The following is a 22,169-nucleotide window of genomic DNA, read 5'->3' as shown; positions in this document are numbered from 1 at the left end:
GGCTCCTCGGGTGCGCTGGTCCCACTCGAAGTCGCTCGGCTCATCAATATCTGGCCGTAGATCATGAAGAGACCGCTGGCCTGGATTTTCTGGTGCTGGTTGACTGAACAATCGCCCTCCTCGTTGTCCGGCGGTCACCCATCTGTCGCCTGCTGTCCGGGCCGCGGCTATTAGCGCTAAACGCATTCTCACATGTCCGACGATCGCTGGGAATCAACGCGGCTCATCGGGTTTGAAGGTATAGCTCCTGTCAGCACTTGGGCAGAGGCCGGGAGGGCCTTGAGGAGTCTTGGTCGCGAAGCTCCGGCCGTCCGGCGCGTGCAGTGGGGCCACGGGCTCGATCGGTCATGACCGCCGAAGCAGCTCGGTGTTTCGGCCCGCTCGGTTTGGTTGTCGCCGTCGCCTTGTGGGCCGCGCGAGCTTGTCCTATATGTCCCTTCCGGAGCCGGCGTCTGGAAGGAACTGGATCAGTCAGGAAGCCCGAAGTCCGGCGAGGAAGCGACGCGGCTGGCTCTGAATACCTGGGCGAGCGTCGAAAGCGCTTCGAAAACGCCAAGGGTCTCACTGAGGAATTCGAGATAAGTCATCCCAGAGGGATCCTCGTCGCTGACTACACGGCCAGTTTGGAGGTCGTGGTGCGCTGTCGCGTGCCCGATCGTGTTGCGGCGGCGGTTGTTAAGCAGATCCGCGAACGATTCCCAGCCGGGAACCTGAGTGACGTACTCGATCTTGCGCGCGTTGGACAGCGTGTCATACTTCTCGAGGCTCGTGGGGCGACCCTTCATGGGCACGCCGAAGTCATCGGGGCTGCCGCGCTTCACCGTGTTCTGAGCGGCAACGAGTGGCCAGAGGCACTTGCAGGCGAGCTCGAATCCGTGTTGATACAGATCCCTCACCGTCGAGAACTCGTCCCGGTAGAGCACCAGTTCGTCGAAGGCGACCTTCTCTTCCGGCCCGACGAATCTGCCGAGGAGACCCATCTCCCAGGACTCGTGCTGCTCGACGAAACGGTTGAGCTCGGTGAAAAGATCTCGCTCCAGAGCGGCCGCCGCTTGACCGCGACGACGAAAGGCCACGAGGTGGTCCCTGTGCCGGTTCATCGCTGCGGTGTGCTTCCGCGAGAAACGGCCGATGACTCTCTCGCTGGTGGTCCCAGTGCTCCCCGTGATCATCGTCGTGGCCGTACCCAGGGCCTGGTAAGCGACACTCGTTCGCTCATGGCTCGTGCTCGGGTCCCAGTCAAGGCCGAATTTCTGCTTCGCGATGCGAGAAAACATCTGGGTGTTGCCTTGGAGGTAGTACTGAAACAGCATGCGGACGTGGGGCCACATGGCCCGGCCTGCCTCGAGCGCAGTATGCCGTTCGGACTCGAACTTGGTGAAGACGTCATCGCCGAGGGTCTGAACGAGGGTGATCGTTGGGAAGGCCCCGGTCGGAGCGAAGGAGTCGGCTTCATAGAGAGACGGCACGAACGGGTTGATGGTCACAACGGCCGCGCCGGGAAGCTCTGGGTCGGAGCCGTTCAACACGTCGCATTCGATGTCGATCCGGTGGTTTTCAAGTTCGGTGCCCGACATGGAACCCCGGATCGGCAGACGGCAATGAGGACAAGGGAGATAGAAGCGCGTCCCGCTGGTCGGTTCTACACCCAGGCGCGCGATGAACACTTCCTCGCAGCCGGGGCACTTGAGGTGATAGCGGGAAATCATAGTCTCAGCCTAACGGCGGTCGCGTTCGTGTTCACTCGTTTTGCTGGCGAGCTCTCTGTAGCCGTTCACGCGCATATCCGACATACGATGGCTCGACGCCCGGAAGGCAACGGCTATTTTGGGGAATCGTGCCTATAGAGCAAGATGTCGTTGGTGTGGAGCAAAGAAGTCGCAAAGAGAGAATTTGTCCGCAAGAGCCTTAAGGCTCCCCGCAGGATTCGGCGGGATCCTCAACTCCGCGACAATCTGATCGCACCTTTGCTCGATGCAGATATGGATCGCTACGTTAGTCGCTACGCTAAATGCGCCCCGACGACACTCCAGGCTTACGTGGAGGAGATCTTGGTGATTCGCGGACCCCTGGGGGACCCCATCCAAGCGATGGCAGATGCGCTCTTGCCTAACGCACGGATCATCACCGTGACACCCGAATATTCTCTTGCCATGCACCTGACAGCTAGGGCCGTTGTCGAGGTTGCACCTCAAGTACGAGACCTTCTGGCCGCGCGTTTGAAGTTGATCGACCAGCTCGTGCCGCCTTGGGAGGCACTCGGAACGCTGGGCCCTCTGGTTGATGCCCTAGCTTCAGAAGTGATTCGTGGGCGCCGACTCGATGTACTGATCAAAGCACTTGCAGACCTGCGTGCGGACCCTGCATCTTCGATTTCCCGACTTGACGCCCTTCGTTCTGAGTACCAGGACAGACAGGCTGCGAACCTTGAGCAAGCCGGGATTCATTTCACTTTGGGCCACGAACTGGGCCATCACCTCTTGAACCATGGGTGGAACAATCCCAATGACAACCATGCCCCAGGAACCCTTGAGCTTAGCCTATGGCTCGAGAGTCTCGGATCGTGGGTACCCTCGGGCCGCAGGCGAGCTCACGCAAGAGAACACCAGGCTGACGCCATGGCAGTTCTTCTCGGCGCCACGCTCAGGGACTATCCATCCGCGGTTGAAAGCACAAGGGACGGTCGGCTGACTTGTGCCGGGGCCTTTCTGACAACACTCACAATGTGGCTCGTCAAGGAGAAACTGGAACCGGACAACGTGCTCGCGCCTGATACCCATCCGCCGGTTCACCAACGCAACCTATTCCTAATGCATTTGCTCAGCCACACTTTCTCTCCATTGGGCAACAAGATTGAAAGCCATCCCGGGCTCGATCGGGTACCCGATAACCACCCTGCCGGCTTTTCCATGCAAATCTGGGCCTGTTGTCAGGTCGTCGCTTATCTGTTGGATGCACAAACCCAGAGCCGGGTATAGAGGGCATCTTCGGTCGTCCCAGTTCCGCGTCGGGCCCCTTTGTTTGATGGTGTTTTGTCACTTTGCGTTTGTTTTGGGGTTGGCGCTGCGCCGACGGCTTTGCCGAACGAGGAGCCATGACGTACGCCGCGAATCGGGGTTGACACCTTCCGTGAGTGCTGCGGCTGTGAGGCAGCCCGCTCCGGCCGCCGTGGTGGTGATGTGGCGCAAGGTGAGGGTTCTGCTACGCGGGCCTTCGCACCCGGCTCCTTTACGAAGCCATCCGCGAGGCGCCCGCAGCCGATCGGTTGTTGCGGTGTATCCTCCAGGTGGAGGAAGGAAGCGCGTTGAATGTTGGAGATCAGACGGGTCAGGCCAGTTATAGCGCGAGGTGGCGGCTGGTGCATGTGGGCCGCGAACGAGCCTTTTACCGGAGCCAAGGCATCGAATTCCAAGGCACGGTTGCTCCACTCGGTGTCGAAGGCCGAGTGACAGGCCTCCTGCGACAAGGCCTCACTCGTGACCACTTGTTTGCAACCCAACAGTCTGCGGACTTCATGGGAACCACCAGGGGCTTCCGTGTGCAGCTGTACGCGGTCTCTCGGTCCGCTGTCGAAACGATCACAGCCCCGGGGCTTAGCGGCCTGTCCATCGACAGGTACTCACCGGCAGCTCACTCGATTGGGCGACTGACTCCTCGTGCGCTGACATTCGAGTCGGCCACGGTCCCTGGATTCCGGCTTCGCAAGCAGAATATGCGGAAGGTCGTCGACGCCGATATCGCCCAGAGGTTCGCAGCGGCTGGCACGATTCCTGTTCTTCCGGCGCGAGAAACTTCGGTTGACCTCCGCCCGATGGTGATCCAGTGGTCCCGATCCGTAATGGGCGATCTGGTATGGGGGCGGGACATCGGGTCTGCGCCTATTGACTATGTTGACGCGGAAGGAAACCAGGGGTCAGTCGAGTACCGAGACGGCTTGCACGAGACGTTTCGCCGGATAAGGCAATATTCGGCGCAACCATGGCTTCGGATGTTCCCGAGCGCGAGCGGGATGCCCGTTACGGCCGAGGCGAGATACCTCAGGCGTAACATCCGGAACATACGCGCATTCACCACAGCTTCGCTTCCTCGTGTGCCGGAGGGTCACGCGGCGAGGGTGCTGTCTGACCTTAACGCTCGTCACGGGATCGAGCCGGAGGCGACATTGGACGACGCGCTCACCTGCTATCTGGCCGGAATCGACACGCTGACCGCCACAATAGTCGCAAGCCTGTGGCACATCCTTCACCCAAAGAACGCCGCTTGGCGTGACGCGTTGTTCACCGCGTGCGGCAATGAACGTGATCGGATCGCCCAGGCTTGTGTGCAGGAAGCGCTGCGCCTTAGCCCCCCTGGATCAGTGTTCAACAACCGCGTAACGCGGGACGTTGAAATCCAGGTGGAGGGACGGGTATACAAACTCCGAAGCGGCACACTTATCATGCCTCACGTGCATTCAATTCACGCCCAATCGGGTTCCGAGTTCGATCCCGGCGCCTTCCTCGCGAAGGAGCCATCCCCAGACTTTCTCGCTTTCGGCCGAGGGGCACGTAGCTGTCCCGGGCGGCCGGCAGGTCTTGCACTCGCCTCCACGTATCTAGCGCGCTTTCTCAACGTCAACTCAACGGCCACGGTGGCGGATCCCAATGACAATCCGGCAAAGTTCAACACGACGTCGGACCGCGCGCTCGAAGCACTGATCAGGTGAACGGCGGACAATTGTCGGGGACGAAGATGGAACTTGGGAGTTTGTTCTTTGAGCTATACGAGCATAGGACCGACGAGTGGTCCTCATAATTATCACGGGCGCGCCGGGCGCAGGTAAGAGCACACTGGCTCGCACCCTAGAGTCATCGTTTGGCGTCTTGCGAGTGCGCCCGCTAACGTCGAGGCAGCGGCGGCCAAGCGAGGTGCCCCCGTACAGCGACTACGTCCACCTGGATCGTTCGGAAGTAACCGAAGCTATCCGGCGAAACGAGGTGGCGTTCTCTGACGAGGTCGCTGGCGAACTCTATGGGGTTCGAATTGCCGATCTCACCGCCGATGTTGGACTGAGGTCGCTCATCCTGCCTGCGGGCCGGATTCCGGACATCAGGCGATTCGCAAAAACAGTGCCTTTCTTCCTGTCGCCACGCGGTGGCGAGCGGGAACTCGTGCGCCGCCTGAGAGAACGGGGTGAGACGGACGAGTCAATTGAGCGGCGCATGGAGTGGGGGCGGCGTGACAGCGCCGCACTCCCCGCGGACGGCGTCTGGAAGCTGCGTGCTGGATCCCCGTCAGATCTCGCGGAGGAGGTGATCCGAGTTGTCGAGCTGGAAAGCGTCCTCTAATGCGAGCGTCGAGCGCCTTCGAGCGGACGTTCAAGCTGGATTGGTGATTCCGTTTATTGGTTCTGGCGCTTCGTATACGTCCAATCTTCCCTCCTGGGGTCGCCTGATCCGCGAGGTTGCCAACCACGTGGAGTTCGACCCAGACGTCTTTGAATCGCAAGGCAGCTATCCGCAGCTATTCGACTACTATCTGTCGGTCAGCCCTGCCAAGACCCTCGAAAAGTACGCATCCGAATTAAACAAGGAGTTCACTCGCGCCACGGTGGATTTCAAGCCATCCCCGCTGCACCAGGAAATTATTCGGATGGATGTTGATGTTTTATACACAACAAACTACGACGACTTACTGGAGCGCGCGTTCAAGGCGGCCGGCAGGTCCGTAGTCCCAGTTATCACCTATTCAGACCTTGCCACCAGGGCGCCTGCTGGGGCAGTGCAGATAGTGAAGTATCATGGCGACTTCGCGGTCCCCGAGACACTTGTCCTCACCGAATGGCAGTACTTCGAGAGAATGAGGCTCGATACTGCAATGGATGTACGGCTGAGGGCCGATGCGCTCAGCCGATCATTGTTGTTCATTGGCTACAGCCTGTCAGATATGAACGTGAGGTACTTATTGTTTCGGCTGAACAAGGAGCGGGCCGCGAACTCATCCAGCCATGGCAGGAGGAAGGATGAGCGGAGGTCGTACATCGTCTCGTCTTCAATCGGCGAGGTGCAGAAGGAAGTCTTGCTATCGCGCTATAACGTGGAGTCGATCGAACTACTCCCGGGCTACAGCGACCAGGATCAGCGTCTGGCTGAACTGCTGGAATATTGTAGGACATAGTGAGAGGGAGCGTCCAGATGCATGCGTACTTCGCCACCACCAGTGGCTTAAAGCTGGAAGAGGCCCAATACTGCCTCGCGCCGTACGACATATCTGTCTCGAAGATCACTCCGGGCGAGCTGCCTGAGGTTCTATCGATGGACCTCGAGCGCGTCTCGCGGGAGAAAACAGTGTATGCGTTCAAGACTCTTCGCGTGCCCTTGTTCTGCGAGCATGGCTCCCTCGCCGTCGATGCACTCTCAGGGCTCCCTGGCAGCCTGTCGAAGGTGTTCTACGACGCAATCGGGGATGGCATCTGTGATCTTCTTCCCGCCGGGAAGCCTCGGGCAGCTGTCGCAAGCGCCGCAGTCACATATTGCGATGGACGGAGGCTGCACACATTCGTAGGCAGCATGCGCGGCGAGATTCCCTTGGCGGGTCGGGGCAGACGTGACTATTACTACGACCGGGTATTCATTCCGAACACCAGCACTCGAACTTATGCTGAAATGAGCCTTAGTGAGAAGCTGGATCAGTCGCACATCAGGATTGCCTACGATCAATTAGGTGACCACCTCGCGCATGGGAAGTAAGCCTCATATATTCGTCTTTGGCGGTACCGGACGTCTAGGTCCAGACCTTGTTGACCACCTTATGCAGGGGGCCACAATCACGCTATTCAGTAGGCGTATTGATCTCGAGTTGCCATCGCCGCACCACGTGATCCAATGCGACGTCCGAGATCCTGTTGCAACGGCGGACGGAATTCAATACGCCTTAGCGATGAACAAGAACAGCAATACGAGACCACTCGGGATTCTCTACATGGCTACCGAAGGTATGGGCAAGGAATACGGGCGTCGGATTGATGACGAATTCGAAGTTGCCGTAGTGGGCCTCGCCTCAGTTGTGCGTGCCGTCGCCAGTCACATGCCCACGCCCCAACAGGTCGCGGTCGTCTTCGCCTCATCGCTCGCGGTTTCGACACATCCTGCGGGTGGGCTCGAGTATGAAGTGGGTAAGGCTGCTGGCGAACAATATTGTCGCCACATGGCAGCCAATCCACCTACGGAAGGGTGGCGCTTCAACGTGCTGAGAATTGGCCGAGTTTCTCTTGCACCGGAACTCAAGACCGCGGTCGCGCAGCTGGCAGGGTTTCTGCTCGGCGGTTCATCGCGAGGCATTTCAGGTCAAGTGTTCTCCGCAAGCTCACCAGCGTCGGAGTGAGGGAGTGAGCTCGTGCACGGTGCGCGCATACGCGCGCCTCGCCTGTTGCCTACTCGACATGAACGGCGAGCGAGGCCGAGTAGATGGAACCTTGGGGATATCACTTGGGGACCCGTTCGTGGAGGTCGCGGCAGCAGCATCGGACACGGTCGAGCTCGACGTCGATGACGCGGTCGCTGAGGCAGTAAACGCAGGCGTGGCACTTGCTCAACAGATTGCGGGAGTTCCGATCGGAGTGCAAATTCGACTTCCGCACTGGATACGCCCGCACGTAGGACTGGGGCACAAGACTCAGACAGTTCTCGCCGTCGCCGTTGCTACCCTGGATGCAAACTCGGTCGACTATTCGAAAGAGAACGTGGTGAACGCCTCAAAGCGGGGTGGGACCTCAGGTGCTGGGGTGCACGCATTTCTTGGCGGCGGAATCGTCTTGGATGGCGGTCACCGGTTTGGAGAAGGCGGGAAGACGACCTTCGCTCCTTCGTCCTCTTCACCCCATGTTGCGCCTCCGCCGCTTATCGCTCGGATCCACCCACCAGAGCATCTGCGTGTCGTTGTTGCCACAGCAACGGGAACTGAAGGTGCATCGGGTGCCAACGAGATTAGTTACTTTGGAAGAACCTTTCCGATTCCGCGCGCTGATACGGACGCGCTCATTGCCAATGTCTTCATGCGCCTGGTTCCTGCTCTGATGGAGGGTGACTTGGCGCAAATAGACGCCGGCATCGAGGCCATACAGTTGTCCACGTTTAAACGAAGTATCTGGGCGGCGCAACCCGATAGTGTCAGGCGGGCCAGGAAGGCCTTGCGGGAATCGGGGGTAACCGCTGGCCTCTCATCGATGGGATCGACGATGTACACGATAACTAGTGAGTTGGATGCTGGCAGGGTCGCTCTCGCGTACCGAGATGTGTTCAAGATCCTCGATATTGACGGGACCGTGCACACTACCCAAATCGCGAGGACCGGGGCGAGTATCCAGTGAGATCACACTGCCGCCGACTCGCAGATCCTCCTCGGACTCCAGAAGGCCGTGGCCCGTACCATGTTCTCCGAACCTCGCTATTGTCTGAGACGAGGGTCGCGACGCCGGTTGTCGGACTTGGCACTTGAATGTCCGCGGCAGACGCAGACCCAAACAGATAGTTGGCTTTGGCAAAGGCCTCCACGGCACCCTGGTCAAGGTGGCCAGCGGCAAGATGTGATGCCCGGTCTTGAGCACCGTCACGAGCCCCGCATATGGTCGAAGCGTATTGAGCTTGCTGCAGACGCGTGCCAGCTGTTGGATGTGTCTGGCAGAGTCCGTCATCCTGAAACTGCTGTGCCCGGCAGTCCTTGCTCGTGGCCTGGCCCGCTGAGAGGCCCTTCGGCTTCTCTGCTTCGGGCACAAGGCCGATGACTATTTGCTTCATCAAGGTAAGGTCGCGGTCAGACAGCGTCTCCGCATGTAGGTCATATGGCACAGGAAAATGCTAAGCCGCTTCCGGCCCATTCGGTTGAATCCCGCGGCCGCGACCTTTGACCTCCGACTCAGATCCTGACTGGTGGAAGCGTGAATATGTTAGGGATCGGAGAGGTCCTGAGCATGTACCTGATCACTGCCTCGCATGAATCCGCAGGGCGCTGGGGCACAATATCGGTCGGGTGAAGGGCTGGGGAAGCGCCGGAAGCGCCGAAGTCAGGTCCTACTCAAAGGTACGATCCTTCTACCTCATCCCATGCGGTCCGTGCGGGTTCCAGCCGTCGAGAAACGGCACGAGGTCTTCATCGCGATAGTCTGCCAGGACGGGAACCTCGATGGGGCGGAGCAGGGGATCCTTGTCATCGATGTAGTCCCGGGCCCATGTCAGCCAGGCCAGCCCGCGATTGACCAGCTCTGCGTCCCGTTCTGAGGGCAGTCTCGCCTCGAGGGCGTCCACGTACTGGCGCAGCATGGCGGCTTCTGCCCATGCGTCTGCCTGTATCTTCAGCTGCCGGGCCTTGTGGTGGTCCTGGATTCGTATGCGGGCGCGCTTCATGGCTGCTTCCCACCGTCGCTGGGGTTTCCTCCTCCTTGAGGCGTGCTTGCTCGTGCTTCCACTCGTTTTCCCAGATGTTGAATTTCGATCTCGCGGAGTATGGCCGGCAGGGCGCTGTCGAGTTGCTGCCCCTTGCCGTCGCGGAACCGCTCCTGGCGGCCGTTGGTTCGGTGTTGTTCACCAGCGTCCAGGACTGGTTGCGGGAATTGTACTTGGAGGTGTATGGCCTTGCGGCGCCACCATTCGGCGGGAGCTCCCGCATTTCCAACGCAACGGTAGTTGTGCCGATCGTGATGGCAATGTCGCCATCGAGAGTCGTGGGTCTCCGAGTGTCGGTGCGTCTGTGGCTCGACGGCAGTGTGACCTCGTAGCCACGGGCTGTACTTGCCGTGGCCAGCGCGTGCAGCAGTTTGGCTGCACGGGCGACGTGCTCTTTCGACACCCCCCGTGTGCCGTCCCGGAACACTTTGGCGACCGGATGGTATTTGCCCACTGAGTCGGGAATCGGGACCGGACGCTCGTCGACGTCATCAGGGAAATGACGCCCCAATGTGCCTCGTACTTGGGGTGCTGCCATGACCCGACGCTCGTTATCTCGAGCTTGTAACCTTTCGGGCGCAGGGCTGACTTCATGACGTCACGGATCAGGGCATCGTTGGCTGCGATGTGCGAATATCCGCCATCGACCTCAAGGACGCCGCCGGCGTCGATGAGTTTCTGTACGAACAGGTCGGCTTCAGATTGCCGGTTGTTGTCGCTGGCATCGGAGTCAGCGATACTCTTGAGCAGCCCCACACCCGGCTGGGTGATCTTGGCGGTCCAGGTCCGCCCCTTGCCTGTGATGGTGATGTATCGATCGTCCGCCAAGGCTCGGGCGGCTATCCGATGTGAGTAGCCTTCGAAGATGCTGTCTGGACAGCCGTCATTGACCCATTACAGGACTTTGGACTGCAAAACGCTGAGTGGCTTAGGCTGCAGTGGCAAAGGAATATCCAATCAGTAGGTCCGGGTGCATAGCCGCGTCCAGAACCAATGATCGACTCAGTCTTCAGAGGATCTGACCTCCGGCTTCTGAGAATAGCCAACTCTTGCAGCGTCATCTTCGTCGCGCCGCCAGAGATAGTAGGGAAGAAGTCGCATCTGTCGGTTGCGGCGGTCGTTTACCAGCCATGCACCCAGAGGCAATTCCTAGCATGGTCAAGATCCGTGGTGCCGATGTCCCACCAGTAGCTGTCGAAAGGATGCGCAGGCTTTTCTCCAGCTTTCGGGTCGATGGCTCCGCATGCCGGAGGACCGAAAAAATGGGCCATCGATTGCCGCACACTGACTCGGACGTGCCTTGCCCCGGTGGGGAGCATGGGTTCCCAACGTACGCATTCACGCTCGAAGTTCTGCATGATAGCGCTAATCTCGGAGCTCGGCGGCATCTTGGCGTCAGCATGCTCGACGAGGGCCACGACGGCATCCAGGGCTTCCGCCGCGTTCTCCACGGCACGTCGCCGGGCAGCCTCAGGCCCTCCACGGCGCTGGAGAATCTCCCCGCGGATCAACGCAACTACCGACATGACGACAGCGGCCACCGCAAACCAGAACCCAGCATCCATGAGGCGACTGTAATCTACGGAGGCTTGGGAGCCGTAGACCCCGGTCTAGAACTCGCTTCCAATCGATAAAACTGTCGGAGGGGCCGTATGGGATTATGAGCCCATGCTGAATGATGACGAACTTGCCGCGCTCATCGAAGTCGGCGTGGAGTCGCGGAGCATCGAGTTCAAGGGCCCGGGCTCTACTTCCTCGTCCGACTTTGTCGCGGTGGTGGCCAGAGCCTGCATAGCACTTGCCAACCAGCGTGACGGGGGTCACCTTGTGGTCGGTGTAGTGGACAAGGATCCTGGGGGAGCACGGGGCGGACTCGACGCGACTTAGATGGCTGAATGGTTGAGCTACGACACCGTGGTCGCGAAGGTGAACGCATACGCGGATCCGCCGCTTCAACTTCGGCTCGCGGAACGGCACCTCCCGAGCGGGGCGTCACTCGTCGTGATCGAGGTCGCTGAGTTCGCCGAAATCCCGATTCTGAGCGCCAAGGAGTTCAGCGGCAAGATCGTGCGGGAACAGCTCTACACGCGGTCCATGGCGAAGCCGGAGAGCTCGGCCAGCAATACGCAGAACGAGTTGCGCGAAGTGCTCGCAATCCCCACCGAGAAGCAGCTCCAGACGTTTCTCCGCACGCGACACGCAGGACTGGCGGTGGAGGCCATCGGCCAGAATGACGTCGATCAGTTCATGGCCGAGCGTGCGGCCTTCCTGCAGGAGTCCGTCGCGTCGGGAGTTGCCGGTCTGCCTCAGATATCGGTTGCGACCCATCCGGAGGTCTATCAGGCCGATCGATGGTCGTACGAAGAACTACCTGGCCTCGTGGGGAGCAACGCAGTGCGTTTTCGCGGCTGGCCGTTCCCGTTCGTCCAGAGCGTTGCGTTCGGTGATCGCTGGGTCGGCGAGGCGCAAACGAGCAAGCATCCCGAGGCATGGGGGATTTATCAGTCGGGGCAATTCGTGGACATCCACCCACTTCCCAATGGATACGGTCCCGATTGGGACGGGCACGCGGGCACTGAATCTGAAGGACCGTACCTCCCTGTGTGGTTCCCGGTTATGTTCATTCTTGAGGCGATGGCGTTCGCTGCTCGGTTGCAGAAGGCCACGACATCGACAGAGCCGCTCGTAGTGGAATTCGCGGTAGAGGGAGCGCAAGGATGGGCGCTGGTAGTTGCGGATCCACGACGGAGCGGCTTCCATGGCAGCCACCGAATGGGTGGACACCGCTGGGAGCGGCGTACCGTACTCGCACCAGACTTCCTTGAAGATGACATCAAGAACGCTGCGGCGGAAGTGTCGCGCGATCTGCTTCTCCGATTCGGCTGGAGCGGTGTTACAACCGATCTGATCCGTGGAATGCAGGATGAGGTCTTGCGGAGCTAGGCTGCTCAGGGCTGGTTTTTCAATCACCGGTATCGCTCTGTGCGACTCGCGCCTTTCGCAATCATGAGCGGGCCCGATAGTAGTATCAAGACCAGTTCCGCCTGCAGACGGGTCCAGGGCCGTTTCGGACTTGTTCTGTTCCGAGCTGCGACAGGAAGCGCCATGGCCAATGACCCTCTGAACCTCAATGCGTCCGCCGAGTGGGCTGGTCTCTGGTGGCTGCCAGACGACCCCGACCACCGGGTCCCCGGATTCCTTCGATACGAGCCCGGGGACGGTCTAACGCTGTCCCTGATCGGTACTTTTGAAGACCGTCTCATGACGACGCTCGCTCCAGGACTTGTCGCGGTCCACGAAGGGCAACAGACGTGGGAGGTGATCCATGGTGCGGCCGAACAGCGCGAGATCACCCTCCTCGACTGCATCCCGAATGGCGGGACGCGGACCATTGCTGCAAGAGTCAAGAGCCCCGACAAGCAGACCGTCGTAGCAACGATCGCGATTATCGGGGCGCACGTCAGTGGTAACAATGACGAGGAGTTCGCTGCGGCCGAGGTGTCTGTCGAAGACCTCGGCCTCTGGTCGGCATCGTCGGTGTTCAAGGCTCTTCTCGGCACTCCCGGCGGCAAACCGGACGGAAGCGGGAGCATCTCCGTGAACCGGATAACAGACCAGGCGGTCGTGGTCGATGGAACCGAGTACCGTCTCTCGCACCGGTATACGGTGCCGCACTTCGACCTGCGTAAGGGCAGTACTGTCGGGCGCATGCGCGACACCGTATTCGCACGAATCGCCCCCGCGGAAGCATTTTCGTTGAGGGGCGCATTGAAAGCGGCCAGCCTGATGCAGGATCTGGTCGCGCTCGCGATGCACCGCGCCGCCGGAGTAATTTGGCTTCGGCTGGAGGTGGCAGAAACCAACGCTGAACCCCGTGGTATCCGCCCTGCATTGCCCCGGAACGCCGACGTGCTCTACTCGCCGGCAGCCCTCGGCAAGCACGATGCCAAGGTTGTTGACCAACACCGCGTCTTCTTCACATGCGCATCGATCCCGTTCGAGGAAGTCCTGCCCCGCTGGATTGAAGCGCACGGGCGACTACAGTCCGCGACCAACATGACCTTGGGCCTCCGCTACGCACCGGCCCGCTACGTCGAGAACAATCTCCTGACAGCAGTCGGCGCGGCCGAAGTGCTGCACCGTGGTCTCCGAATCGATGAGCCACCGTTCCCGGCGGACGAGTTCAAACCGATGCGCGAAGCGATGCTTGAGCACGTTCCTGAGGAACACCGAGAGAGATTCAAGGGAGCCATCCGCAACGATCCAACGCTTCGGGACCGGCTGTACGCCCTCGCTGCGCGACCCGACCAGGAGGCGATCTCCATGCTTATGCCGGACGTGGACAGGTGGGCGCGACGGACTACTCTGGCACGGAACGACCTGGCGCATGAAGGCAAAACTCCCAAGCACTCCTTTGAAGAACTGATTGCTGTCGTGGACGTGACCACCGCCGTCGTGACCCTCAACCTGCTGCATGAGCTCGGTGTGCCTGCCGAACGGCAGCGCGAGATCGTACGGGATCATCCGCAGCTTCGCTCGACAGCCAGGAGCGCGCGCGAATGGTTCTTTGCGCCCGGAGCCGGTTCCTAACGCTTCCGTCCGCTGTCCAGCCAGAGCCTGGATGCGACAGCCTCGCGCGGTGTCGCACGTTGCCTCGGGGGTGCTCCCTGATCCGGTCATTGCAGGTAGTCCGGCCGCAGAAGCACGAACATGCAGCCATCAACGTCAGTCAATCCCAAGCCTGGCCGCACCAGCAGCGGCCGTCCTGGTGTTCCTGGATGACGAGGACACGTTCCTCTCCGAGCAGGATGATGTCTTCGTAGCTGAGCATGGCTCCAGTGCAGGATCAACGGCCGGCGGCCGGTAGGGGAGTCGTTGAGCATGTGGAAACAGCTGCGATTGCAGCAACTGCGGGCGGACGCTGGTGATGGACCCGTGCCATCCACTGCGCGGCAGCCTCTTTGGCGTGTCGCCTGTCCAGGTCGTGGTTGCGCGGCCGCCGCAGGTGGGTGCGGTATGTCTGCCGTACCCACCGGGCTCCCTTTGTGTGGGAAGAAGATGCCAGCGCGTCCGTATCTCCTCTCTTTTTCATCGCGGGAACTGAGCTCCCAAACTCAGTGTGTATGTGATGATCGCACTGGCATACCCCTGTTTGTGCTGATTTTGCAGGGATCTTTCCTCTTCGCTTATGAGTCCAACACATGCACCTGACAGGGACCCCCGGGAGCAGGCAAGACTATGCACGATCGGCGCGGCAGCGAACTTCACCCCGTCCGCTGACGCTTCGCCGTGGTGACCGATTCGGGCTTTCCCGTTTGGACTCTCGGGCGTCAAGTGTCAGGAGACAATGGGCAACGCACCTGTCGACGGCGCCCCGTCGGAGGCGGGTAATCATGACCGAAGCCGAGCGCGCGCCCAACGCGAGTATTATCCGTGCACCCGATTACTCGTTCGTCGGACGGGCCCTTGTTGGTTGGGCGAGCACGGTGCGACCGGCCTACGCCGACTCACCTCGTTCTCCCTCGTCCGCTAATGAAGCCTGGTTGGAATGTATCTGGGAAGGACGCCATCGTCCTCCGGACGACCTCTGCTTGGAGGTGGGCGAGCCACTTTCCGACATCTGTGACACGAGTGGCGGAGTCGACACATCGAATGGTTGTGGCTGCTGGCTCTTTCAAGTCATGTCGTTCCCTCTCTCCTCATCCATGAAGCCGTGAGCTCAATCAGCTCATTCCATTGGAAGACGACTGGATGGAGCACCAGATGTTTCTGGCAGCGGTGGATCCTGGGATCACACCAAACGCGAATTTCCCCTTTCTTGAGTCGTTGAAGCAGATCGGCGGGGGCATCCTCGTTGGGGCCTTCATCGTCATCGCCATTGTGGCGATCATCGGAGCTGCGATGCTCCTGGCCGGCAAGCTGAGCCAATCCTCGCGGCTTGCTGCCGGTGGTGGCGTGATCCTGCTGTGGACTGGCCCGGTTGCGGCCATTCTCGGCGGAATCAATGGCTACATCCTTTGGTCGCAAACGGCATTCCCGCTCGGCTTCTGAGCCGCCATGCCAGTCGACTGCGACTTCAACGGTTGGTGGCCGCCAGGATGCGGACTCGTTTCACAAGCGAACGACGGCATCCAAGGCTCCATCACATCCATCTTCGCCAACGTCCTCCAGAACATCGCTTCGTGGATGTGGGGCTTCATCACGGGCGCCTTCACTGTCTCCGACGTCGACGACTCCCAGTGGACCGCCATCGGAGGACTGACCAACTGGTGGGTCATCGTCATGATGACACCGCTGGTCGTGGTGATGATCATCCAACTTCTGTCTGGGCTGCTCAGCCAACAACCTCGGCGACTCCTGCGTGCACTGATCGGGGGAGCGGCAGCCGTCCCGCTCGTGGCGGCCGCCGTCTACATCGTTCGGCAGCTCACCCGGGCCAGCGACCAAGCCTCCGCCGCGCTCCTGGAGTCGATCGGTACAGACCCTTACGTCGTTTTCATGCGCCTGTTCGGCTTTGAACGAGCTCCTCAGGGCTCAGACCGAGAATGGAATGTCGTCTCCCTCGCGCCCGGCAACCAGGGTGGCGCAGTTGGAGGTGCGATCGTCACGGTCATGGCCGTCGTCGTGGTGTGGATCCTGGCGTTCATCCTCATGTGCTCGATGATTTTCCGGACGTTCGCGCTGGCGGTCCTTGCCGCAGTGGCGCCCGTTGCTCTCATGATGCTTCCCTGGGAGAAATCCAAGGTGTGGGCCGGGCGCTGGTGCGAAATCGTCGTCGCCCTTCTCCTTGCTAAACCTCTTGCGGCGACTGTCCTGGCCACTGCCATCAAACTGTTCGCCGATTCAAAGTCTTTCGCGGGTCTCGCCGCCGGAACGGTCGGCATGGTCCTGGCTTGTGGAGCACCATTGATGGCTCTTCGCCTTGTCAGCTTCGCGGGTGGGGAACTGGCCGCAGCGGCTCAAACCGCGGGCGGCGGCCACGTCCTGTCGAGGAGTAACAGCGTTGCCTCGCGACAACTTAGTCGGCAACTTGGCGGTCGTCTAACGATCGCGTCCATGATGGCCCGATCCTCGATTGCACGGCCTATTCCGTCGAGCCGCCGGGACATCCCCACCCGAGCTCTGCCGCCCTCCGTTCCGCTGCCACGGAGCCCATCAAGTACGACGCCGGTAAACCGCTCAGGCGGCGACGTCACTCGCATGGACGGGTCTTCGTCGGGCAGTTCCAACTCCAGCAGCTCAGTCGTCAGGGGGCAGGTGGTCACTGACCTTGACGTCAGCACGAACACGAACACGAACCGTGATGGAGCCGGTCCGGGCAGAGCAACGTCCCCGGGAACCCACCCAACAACGAGGGCACCTGAAGTCAGAGCCCCAAACAGTGCCTTGCCATCAACCGAACTGCCGCCGATCAAGCACAAAGACACCTACAGACCACTACCTCCGGACAAGTCCAATGAGTGATGAATCGCGGGCACTGGAACCCGTCAAATTTCCCAGATACGAACGTCGTGGAATCTTCATGGGTTTGAAGTGGTACCAGCTCGTGCTGGTGGCCACAGGCGTTCTCGCAGCGATTATCGCCTCAGCTGCGGGCGGGCCCGGCGCCCTGGCGCTGACAGCCCCGATGTGGATTTCACTGGTGCTCGTTGGAGTGCTGCAGTACTCGAGGATTCCGTATCCGATCTGGGGCAGCCTCATCGTCCTGTTCTTCGTTCGCAGTCTTCTAGGGCAGACTCGCTACTTGGCTCGGCCAGAGCGCCCGGTAAGGGCTGGAAAGCTTGCCCTTCCCGGCGGTTTAGGAAACCTCAAGGTTCAGCCACTTTCCCGTGGGGAATGTGTGATCCTCGATGCCCCCGGCAAAGAAGCGATCGTCGTTCTTCGCTGCAGCACTCGCTCTTTCGCATTGCTGGACGACGATGACAAAGCGTGGGCCGCTCAGGCGTGGTCTCGAGTGCAAGCGGGACTGGCTCAACGATCGGACATCGCCCGGATTGCCGTTCAGGACTACACGGTGCCGTACCCGTCGTCAGCGCTTCAGGACTTCTACGATCGAACGGTCACCGTTGATGACGGCGAGCGCAGCTCATGGGGGCAAATTGCGTACCAGGATCTGATCTCTGCGGCCGGGGCGGCGATGAGTCACGATGTGCTGCTGTCGCTCGTGGTGGACACATCGAAGTCTCGACGACGGATCAAGGAATCCGGCGGAGGGAAGAACGGGCTCGAACGCTTACTGCGTCTTGAGGTTGGCGCGATCACAACGTCGTTGGCAACTCACGGTGTCAGGGTTGACGAATGGTTGTCGGAGTCCAAGCTGCTTGGAGTCCTGCGAGGTGCATTCGATCCCGAGGCTCTCGCGCGCGGATCCTCGAAGTCGGAGCGTCAGCCCACGAGCGAGGCGCAGCCGCCGCGTCAGAGTTCCGGCCCCATGGCTGTCGAGGAGCACTGGACCTACCTTAGGAGCGACTCTGGGTTTCATCAAACGTTCTGGGTGGCTGAATGGCCGCGCCAGAAGGTGTATCCGGGCTTCCTGCATCCGCTCGTCTACGTCGGCGACTTCAGGCACACCGTTACCCAGGTCATTCGCACTGTGCCGACGATCGAAGCTCTGCGCGACATTCGCTCCGCCCAGGAGGCTCACGAAACACGACGGCGGATCAATGCGCGCTTCGATCGTCCGACGACGCGGGAGCAACGTGCTGAGGAAGAAGAGGTTTCTCAGCGGGAAGAGGAGATCGTCGCAGGACACGGCGATGTCAGACCCACGGCGTTCGTCACCATAACCGCCGAATCTTTGGAAGACCTTGCCCGGCATCGACATGAACTCGAATCAGCGGCCGCAGGCGCCTTCGTTGAACTGCGATTGCTCGCTGGTCAGCAATGGGCTGCGTTCATTGCAGGTGGACTCCCTTTGGGGCGGGGATTGCGATGAGCCTCAAGAACCAAGAGGTGACCTACACGCCGTCGGGCACTCGCTCCGAGCGGAAGGCCATCAAGCGGGCGGCGGTAGCGGAGGCGACTCCACCGAAGAGACGGCAGTTCCAGAGCGGTGAGGATAAGACGGCGGAACAGCCGGACCGCGAGCGCCTCCGCGGTGACTGGGGGAGTCGGGAAGCCAGTTCCCTGTGGGGTCCCCATCGCCTGCGGCCGGCGCCCCACCGCGCATCGACCATGACGTTCGCGGCTGCTTACCCGTTCATCACGGAGTCCGGTCTGGGCCACGAAGGGACGTACATCGGAACGGATGTCTTTGGCTCCGGCGCCTTCTCGTATGACCCGTGGATCCTCTACGACAAAGGGATCATCAGCGGTCCGTCGATCGTCGTCATCGGCACCGTGGGGACTGGAAAGTCGATGTGCGGCAAGTCGCTGGTTGCGAGGTCCATAACCTTGGGCAGAAAGGCTGCCGTCGCCTCCGATCCCAAGGGTGAGTGGGTTTCCGTAGCCAATGCTGTGGGCGGCAAGGTCATTTCTGTCGGCCCGGGTCGATCGGCTCGTGTGAACCCACTCGATGCTGGACCCAGGCCCAGCTTGCTAGCGGACACGCAGTGGAAGGCAGTCGTGCGGCAGCGGCGCCGGCAACTGCTCGTGGCTCTCGTTTCTCTCATGCGGCAGGGCACTCCACTGCTCCCGGTTGAACACACTGCGTTGGACATGGCGCTGATGGAAACGACCGCCGAGAACTCGACGCCAACGCTCCCCATGGTGCTGGACCACCTGCTGCGGCCATCGCCAGAGACGCTGGCGCTGGTTGGGAGGGATGGCGGCGTCGCAGTCAGTCACTCCCTGCGAAGGACGGTCTCGGGTGACTTGGAAGGTATGTTCGATGCCCCGTCGACAGTGGCGTTCGATGCCGACGCGCCGATGATGGTGATGGACACGTCGGCTTTGATCGGGGCGTCTGAGCAGGCGCTGTCTTTGGCTGCTGCCTGCAGTGCCACTTGGCTTGAGGCTGCGGTGACAAACCCCGACGGCGGTAAGCGGCTTGTGGTGTACGACGAGGGCTGGCGGATGCTCGCCGACCCCTACATGTTGGCGAAGATGAGCGAGCAGTGGAGGCTCGCCCGCACCTATGGAATCGCCAACCTGCTGATCATGCACAAGGTCGCGGACCTGAACGAGATCGGCGACAGCACGAGCGGCCATCGACAGAAAGCGTTTGGGCTACTGACTGAGGCGGACACACGCATTATCTACCGGCAGAAGCACGACGCCATGCGGTTGACCAAGGAGGCTCTCGGCCTCACAGAAGCCGAGTGCGACCATGTCGAGAACCTGCCCAAGGGTGTCGGATTGTGGAAGGTTGGAAACCGCTCGTTCATTGTGGCCAATCGGGTGACCACAGATGAGCTTGATGTCTTCGGCACCGATGATCGGATGCACCTGTGAGGACACGAACAGGAAGCACCAACCCGATGATGTCGGTAGGTCTATGGGCGATTGCTGGCTATGTCGTCTTTTGCTTTCTCGTCCAGGCCGCTGCCTCTGTGGTGACGCCTCGGCAATGTGGCGGCAGGTCGCCGTCGTTCTTCAATCCCGTGGCCGGCGTCGGGCTGGTAGTGGGCCGCGCTGACTGGATCTCGCGGGAGTGTGCGCCTGACCTGAGCGCAGTCTGGTTGATTGTGGGTGGCGTGCTGGCCGTGGTCGCTGTGCTCGCTGTCGGGGGAGCGCTCGGCTGGAGGATGTGGAAGCAATCCGGTGCCTGGTTGAGGCAGGACATCCTCAGCAGGGACGGCGTGGCTGGAAGGGCGGAGATTGTTCGAGACTTCGGCTCCCGGGCGGTTCGACGTCGTGGTCTGTACACGCGTCCCGGGCTTAGCCGACCGAGTATCCAAGACGTCTCTTGGACGCTCGGGCGCTCGCGGGGAGTCACCATTCATGTCTCGACGGAGGAGTCGATGGTTATTCAAGGGGCGCCTCGCTCGGGCAAGGGCCTGTATGTGGTCATCAACGCGATCCTTGATGCGCCAGGGGCGGTGGTCACGACATCAACGCGTGCCGACAACCTGGTGGTGACCATGAGGGCTCGGATGAGTGATGGGCGGCCTGTTACTGTCTTCGATCCGCAAGGTATGTCGGGACTGCCCTCGACGCTTCGGTGGTCGCCTGTCCGTGGGTGTGGGGATCCTGATATCGCCACCCGTCGAGCCCTGGTGATTACTGCAGATACCGAGATGAAGGGCGAGAACGCGGCGTGGCAGAAGCGCTCGCTGATCGTGTTGCAGTGTCTTCTCCACGCCGCGGCTCTGTCGGGCGAGGGTATTGCTGCTTTCCGCCGTTGGTCCTCCAGCCCGGTCCTGGCACGCGAGGCCTTGGACGTCCTCGGCCGCACGGGAGCCGCGCTCGGTTGGCAGGCAGACTTGATGGGGATACTGGAGGACGATCCGCGCAATACGTCGAACTCGTGGATCGGAGTCTCTGCAGCGGTCGCTCCGTTGTCCTCGCCACGAGTGTTGGCGGCGCTTAATCCGCAGGACGAAACCCAGGAGTTCGATCCGAAGGCCTTTATCAGACAGCGGGGGACGCTGTATCTGATCGGCACCCGCTCCGGAGCTGCCGCAGCGGGTCCGTATTTATCTGCGCTGATCGACGACATCGACAATGCTGCCCGTGAGATGGCGTTCGTCTCGGCGGGCGGTCGACTGGATCCGCCGTTGTCACTGATCCTTGATGAGATCGCCAACCTTTCTCCGTGGCCGGGGCTTCCGGTTGTGCTTTCTGATGGCGGAGGGATTGGCATCTCGACTCTAGTGGTCCTTCAGTCCTTGTCTCAGGCACGTAGCGGTTGGTCGATTGAGGAAGCGGCGACTATTTGGGATTCCGCGATCATCAAGGTCATCTTCGGCGGAGGGTCTGACGAGCGTGACCTGCGCTCGCTGGCGGGTCTGTTGGGGGAGCGCAGCCTTATCATGAATACCCGGTCCTGGTCCGCTCAAGGGCGCCAGGACGGCGAACAGATTCGGGACACTCCGGTTATCCGGTTGGATGAAATTCGGCGACTGCCAGTCGGGACTGCCCTCATGCTTGGCCGGCGGACGCGACCCATTCTTCTGGACCTACTCGACTGGCATAAGCGCAAGGACGGCGCCGAACTTGGCCGCTCGAAGTTGGAGACGGAGCGGGAGTTGGCTGCCGGTCATCTTAATCGTCAGGAATCGAACAGTGAGGCTGAGTCATGAGCACGCAGGCCGGCGATTCTGACTTTGAAGTTGGCCGGGTCTCTGACCTTGACGACGAACTGACGGCCGAGCTGTTTCGCTCGTCGTTTCAGCCCTCGCCCCGCACGGTTGGCGTTACTCGCCGGTGGCGGGACATGTCACCGGAACAGGCTGAGGTTGTGTGGCAGAGCCTCTTTGAATGGGTTCGATGGCTAGTCGCTACCTACCAGCTCACGACATCGGTTGTGCCGGATTGCTGGTGGCGCCATTCGGAGGTGGTCGCCGAGCTCTACGCGCTGCAGCGAGCGGAGATGGCTTCTTTCACTCCCGATGACTCGGGCTTCGGTCCGTTGGCCTTCCACGAAAGGCTCCCACACGCCGTCGAGCGTCTCCGAACCCACACCAGAACCGCAGGGTGCGTCGGGTTGCAGAGCCACAAGGAGCCGGTTATCAGGGTTGTACCAGCGGAACCGGCGTTCGATGACTGGAAATTGAGTGCTCATCAGTTCGGGGCCTGATCAGGTCATGGCGTCCTGGCCCGGGCCGGACATGGATAGGTGATCCCTTCTCGGGGCTGACTCAGAAGTAC

The 22,169-nt window shown here is 60.8% G+C and carries 22 protein-coding genes; 19 read left to right on the top strand and 3 right to left on the bottom strand.

Annotated elements, in window-relative coordinates; translation table 11 throughout:
* Positions 1-467 precede the first annotated feature (467 nt).
* The gene (locus tag AC6I97_RS15035; RefSeq protein ID WP_497945312.1) at positions 468-1,709 is read right to left on the bottom strand and encodes a hypothetical protein; all 1,242 of its coding nucleotides are present in this window, start codon (positions 1,707-1,709) and stop codon (positions 468-470) included.
* Between the two features lie 153 nt (positions 1,710-1,862).
* Here AC6I97_RS15035 and AC6I97_RS15030 point away from each other — a divergent pair, with 153 nt between their 5' ends.
* The 7 genes from AC6I97_RS15030 to AC6I97_RS15000 all read left to right on the top strand — a co-directional run bounded on the left by AC6I97_RS15030 (position 1,863) and on the right by AC6I97_RS15000 (position 8,347).
* On the top strand, positions 1,863-2,978 hold the full coding sequence (locus tag AC6I97_RS15030) for a hypothetical protein (RefSeq protein WP_497945311.1): 1,116 nt from the start codon (positions 1,863-1,865) through the stop codon (positions 2,976-2,978).
* 1,184 nt (positions 2,979-4,162) lie between these two features.
* A complete protein-coding gene (locus tag AC6I97_RS15025; RefSeq protein ID WP_497945310.1) occupies positions 4,163-4,705 on the top strand; it encodes a cytochrome P450 in 543 nt (180 codons plus the stop codon).
* A 202-nt stretch (positions 4,706-4,907) separates the two neighbouring features.
* Complete coding sequence (locus tag AC6I97_RS15020) at positions 4,908-5,327, top strand: hypothetical protein (RefSeq protein WP_497945309.1); 420 nt, start codon at positions 4,908-4,910, stop codon at positions 5,325-5,327.
* A gap of 43 nt (positions 5,328-5,370) precedes the next feature.
* Positions 5,371-6,156, top strand: coding sequence for an SIR2 family protein (locus AC6I97_RS15015; protein ID WP_497945308.1), 786 nt, complete (start codon positions 5,371-5,373; stop codon positions 6,154-6,156).
* A gap of 17 nt (positions 6,157-6,173) precedes the next feature.
* A complete protein-coding gene (locus AC6I97_RS15010) occupies positions 6,174-6,728 on the top strand; it encodes a non-canonical purine NTP pyrophosphatase (RefSeq protein WP_497945307.1) in 555 nt (184 codons plus the stop codon).
* Positions 6,703-7,362, top strand: coding sequence for an SDR family NAD(P)-dependent oxidoreductase (locus AC6I97_RS15005; RefSeq protein WP_497945306.1), 660 nt, complete (start codon positions 6,703-6,705; stop codon positions 7,360-7,362). Before AC6I97_RS15010 ends, AC6I97_RS15005 begins: the two co-directional genes overlap by 26 nt.
* 4 nt (positions 7,363-7,366) lie before the next feature.
* Positions 7,367-8,347 (top strand): beta-ribofuranosylaminobenzene 5'-phosphate synthase family protein, encoded by a 981-nt coding sequence (locus tag AC6I97_RS15000; RefSeq protein ID WP_497945305.1) that lies wholly within the window; start codon positions 7,367-7,369, stop codon positions 8,345-8,347.
* A gap of 721 nt (positions 8,348-9,068) precedes the next feature.
* Here the strand turns inward: AC6I97_RS15000 and AC6I97_RS14995 are convergent.
* Positions 9,069-9,380 (bottom strand): hypothetical protein, encoded by a 312-nt coding sequence (locus AC6I97_RS14995; protein WP_497945304.1) that lies wholly within the window; start codon positions 9,378-9,380, stop codon positions 9,069-9,071.
* 74 nt (positions 9,381-9,454) lie between these two features.
* Between AC6I97_RS14995 and AC6I97_RS14990 the strand changes: the two genes are divergently transcribed.
* Complete coding sequence (locus tag AC6I97_RS14990; RefSeq protein ID WP_497945303.1) at positions 9,455-9,751, top strand: hypothetical protein; 297 nt, start codon at positions 9,455-9,457, stop codon at positions 9,749-9,751.
* Between the two features lie 295 nt (positions 9,752-10,046).
* Positions 10,047-10,271, top strand: a complete 225-nt coding sequence (locus AC6I97_RS14985; RefSeq protein WP_497945302.1) for a hypothetical protein — start codon at positions 10,047-10,049, stop codon at positions 10,269-10,271.
* A 269-nt stretch (positions 10,272-10,540) separates the two neighbouring features.
* On the opposite strand, the gene AC6I97_RS14980 is transcribed toward AC6I97_RS14985, so the two are convergent.
* Positions 10,541-10,984 carry a hypothetical protein gene (locus AC6I97_RS14980; RefSeq protein WP_497945301.1) on the bottom strand — a complete coding sequence of 148 codons (444 nt, stop codon included), beginning with the start codon at positions 10,982-10,984 and terminating at the stop codon, positions 10,541-10,543.
* 103 nt (positions 10,985-11,087) lie between these two features.
* Here AC6I97_RS14980 and AC6I97_RS14975 point away from each other — a divergent pair, with 103 nt between their 5' ends.
* The 10 genes from AC6I97_RS14975 (at position 11,088) to AC6I97_RS14930 (ending at position 22,098) form a co-directional block, all read left to right on the top strand.
* A complete protein-coding gene (locus AC6I97_RS14975; RefSeq protein WP_497945300.1) occupies positions 11,088-11,306 on the top strand; it encodes an AlbA family DNA-binding domain-containing protein in 219 nt (72 codons plus the stop codon).
* Positions 11,307-12,362 (top strand): hypothetical protein, encoded by a 1,056-nt coding sequence (locus tag AC6I97_RS14970; protein ID WP_497945299.1) that lies wholly within the window; start codon positions 11,307-11,309, stop codon positions 12,360-12,362.
* Positions 12,363-12,524: 162 nt separating this feature from the next.
* A complete protein-coding gene (locus AC6I97_RS14965) occupies positions 12,525-14,009 on the top strand; it encodes an ApeA N-terminal domain 1-containing protein (RefSeq protein WP_497945298.1) in 1,485 nt (494 codons plus the stop codon).
* Between the two features lie 49 nt (positions 14,010-14,058).
* On the top strand, positions 14,059-14,286 hold the full coding sequence (locus AC6I97_RS14960) for a hypothetical protein (protein WP_497945297.1): 228 nt from the start codon (positions 14,059-14,061) through the stop codon (positions 14,284-14,286).
* Positions 14,287-15,182: 896 nt separating this feature from the next.
* On the top strand, positions 15,183-15,470 hold the full coding sequence (locus AC6I97_RS14955) for a hypothetical protein (protein ID WP_497945296.1): 288 nt from the start codon (positions 15,183-15,185) through the stop codon (positions 15,468-15,470).
* Between the two features lie 6 nt (positions 15,471-15,476).
* Complete coding sequence (locus AC6I97_RS14950; RefSeq protein ID WP_497945295.1) at positions 15,477-16,883, top strand: type IV secretion system protein; 1,407 nt, start codon at positions 15,477-15,479, stop codon at positions 16,881-16,883.
* Positions 16,876-18,354 carry an SCO6880 family protein gene (locus AC6I97_RS14945; protein WP_497945294.1) on the top strand — a complete coding sequence of 493 codons (1,479 nt, stop codon included), beginning with the start codon at positions 16,876-16,878 and terminating at the stop codon, positions 18,352-18,354. Before AC6I97_RS14950 ends, AC6I97_RS14945 begins: the two co-directional genes overlap by 8 nt.
* On the top strand, positions 18,351-19,811 hold the full coding sequence (locus tag AC6I97_RS14940) for a putative type IV secretion/conjugal transfer ATPase (RefSeq protein ID WP_497945293.1): 1,461 nt from the start codon (positions 18,351-18,353) through the stop codon (positions 19,809-19,811). Before AC6I97_RS14945 ends, AC6I97_RS14940 begins: the two co-directional genes overlap by 4 nt.
* On the top strand, positions 19,808-21,601 hold the full coding sequence (locus AC6I97_RS14935) for a type IV secretory system conjugative DNA transfer family protein (RefSeq protein ID WP_497945292.1): 1,794 nt from the start codon (positions 19,808-19,810) through the stop codon (positions 21,599-21,601). The genes AC6I97_RS14940 and AC6I97_RS14935 overlap by 4 nt, the downstream gene beginning before the upstream one ends.
* On the top strand, positions 21,598-22,098 hold the full coding sequence (locus AC6I97_RS14930) for a hypothetical protein (protein WP_497945291.1): 501 nt from the start codon (positions 21,598-21,600) through the stop codon (positions 22,096-22,098). Before AC6I97_RS14935 ends, AC6I97_RS14930 begins: the two co-directional genes overlap by 4 nt.
* Positions 22,099-22,169: the final 71 nt, after the last annotated feature.

The sequence above is a fragment of the Arthrobacter sp. TmtSoilC48 genome (assembly GCF_059739425.1).
Note: the sequence above shows the minus strand (reverse complement) of the source record. Positions and strands in the feature narration are given on the sequence as shown.

Coding starts and splice junctions, on each gene's coding strand:
- AC6I97_RS15010 (WP_497945307.1), top strand. CDS start 6,174: ATGCATGCGTACTTCGCCACCACCAGTGGCTTAAAGCTGGAAGAGGCC.
- AC6I97_RS15035 (WP_497945312.1), bottom strand. CDS start 1,709: ATGATTTCCCGCTATCACCTCAAGTGCCCCGGCTGCGAGGAAGTGTTC.
- AC6I97_RS14970 (WP_497945299.1), top strand. CDS start 11,307: ATGGCTGAATGGTTGAGCTACGACACCGTGGTCGCGAAGGTGAACGCA.
- AC6I97_RS14940 (WP_497945293.1), top strand. CDS start 18,351: ATGAGCCTCAAGAACCAAGAGGTGACCTACACGCCGTCGGGCACTCGC.
- AC6I97_RS14965 (WP_497945298.1), top strand. CDS start 12,525: ATGGCCAATGACCCTCTGAACCTCAATGCGTCCGCCGAGTGGGCTGGT.
- AC6I97_RS14930 (WP_497945291.1), top strand. CDS start 21,598: ATGAGCACGCAGGCCGGCGATTCTGACTTTGAAGTTGGCCGGGTCTCT.
- AC6I97_RS14955 (WP_497945296.1), top strand. CDS start 15,183: ATGTTTCTGGCAGCGGTGGATCCTGGGATCACACCAAACGCGAATTTC.
- AC6I97_RS14945 (WP_497945294.1), top strand. CDS start 16,876: ATGAGTGATGAATCGCGGGCACTGGAACCCGTCAAATTTCCCAGATAC.
- AC6I97_RS14980 (WP_497945301.1), bottom strand. CDS start 10,984: ATGGATGCTGGGTTCTGGTTTGCGGTGGCCGCTGTCGTCATGTCGGTA.
- AC6I97_RS14990 (WP_497945303.1), top strand. CDS start 9,455: ATGTTGAATTTCGATCTCGCGGAGTATGGCCGGCAGGGCGCTGTCGAG.
- AC6I97_RS14975 (WP_497945300.1), top strand. CDS start 11,088: ATGCTGAATGATGACGAACTTGCCGCGCTCATCGAAGTCGGCGTGGAG.
- AC6I97_RS14995 (WP_497945304.1), bottom strand. CDS start 9,380: ATGAAGCGCGCCCGCATACGAATCCAGGACCACCACAAGGCCCGGCAG.
- AC6I97_RS14950 (WP_497945295.1), top strand. CDS start 15,477: ATGCCAGTCGACTGCGACTTCAACGGTTGGTGGCCGCCAGGATGCGGA.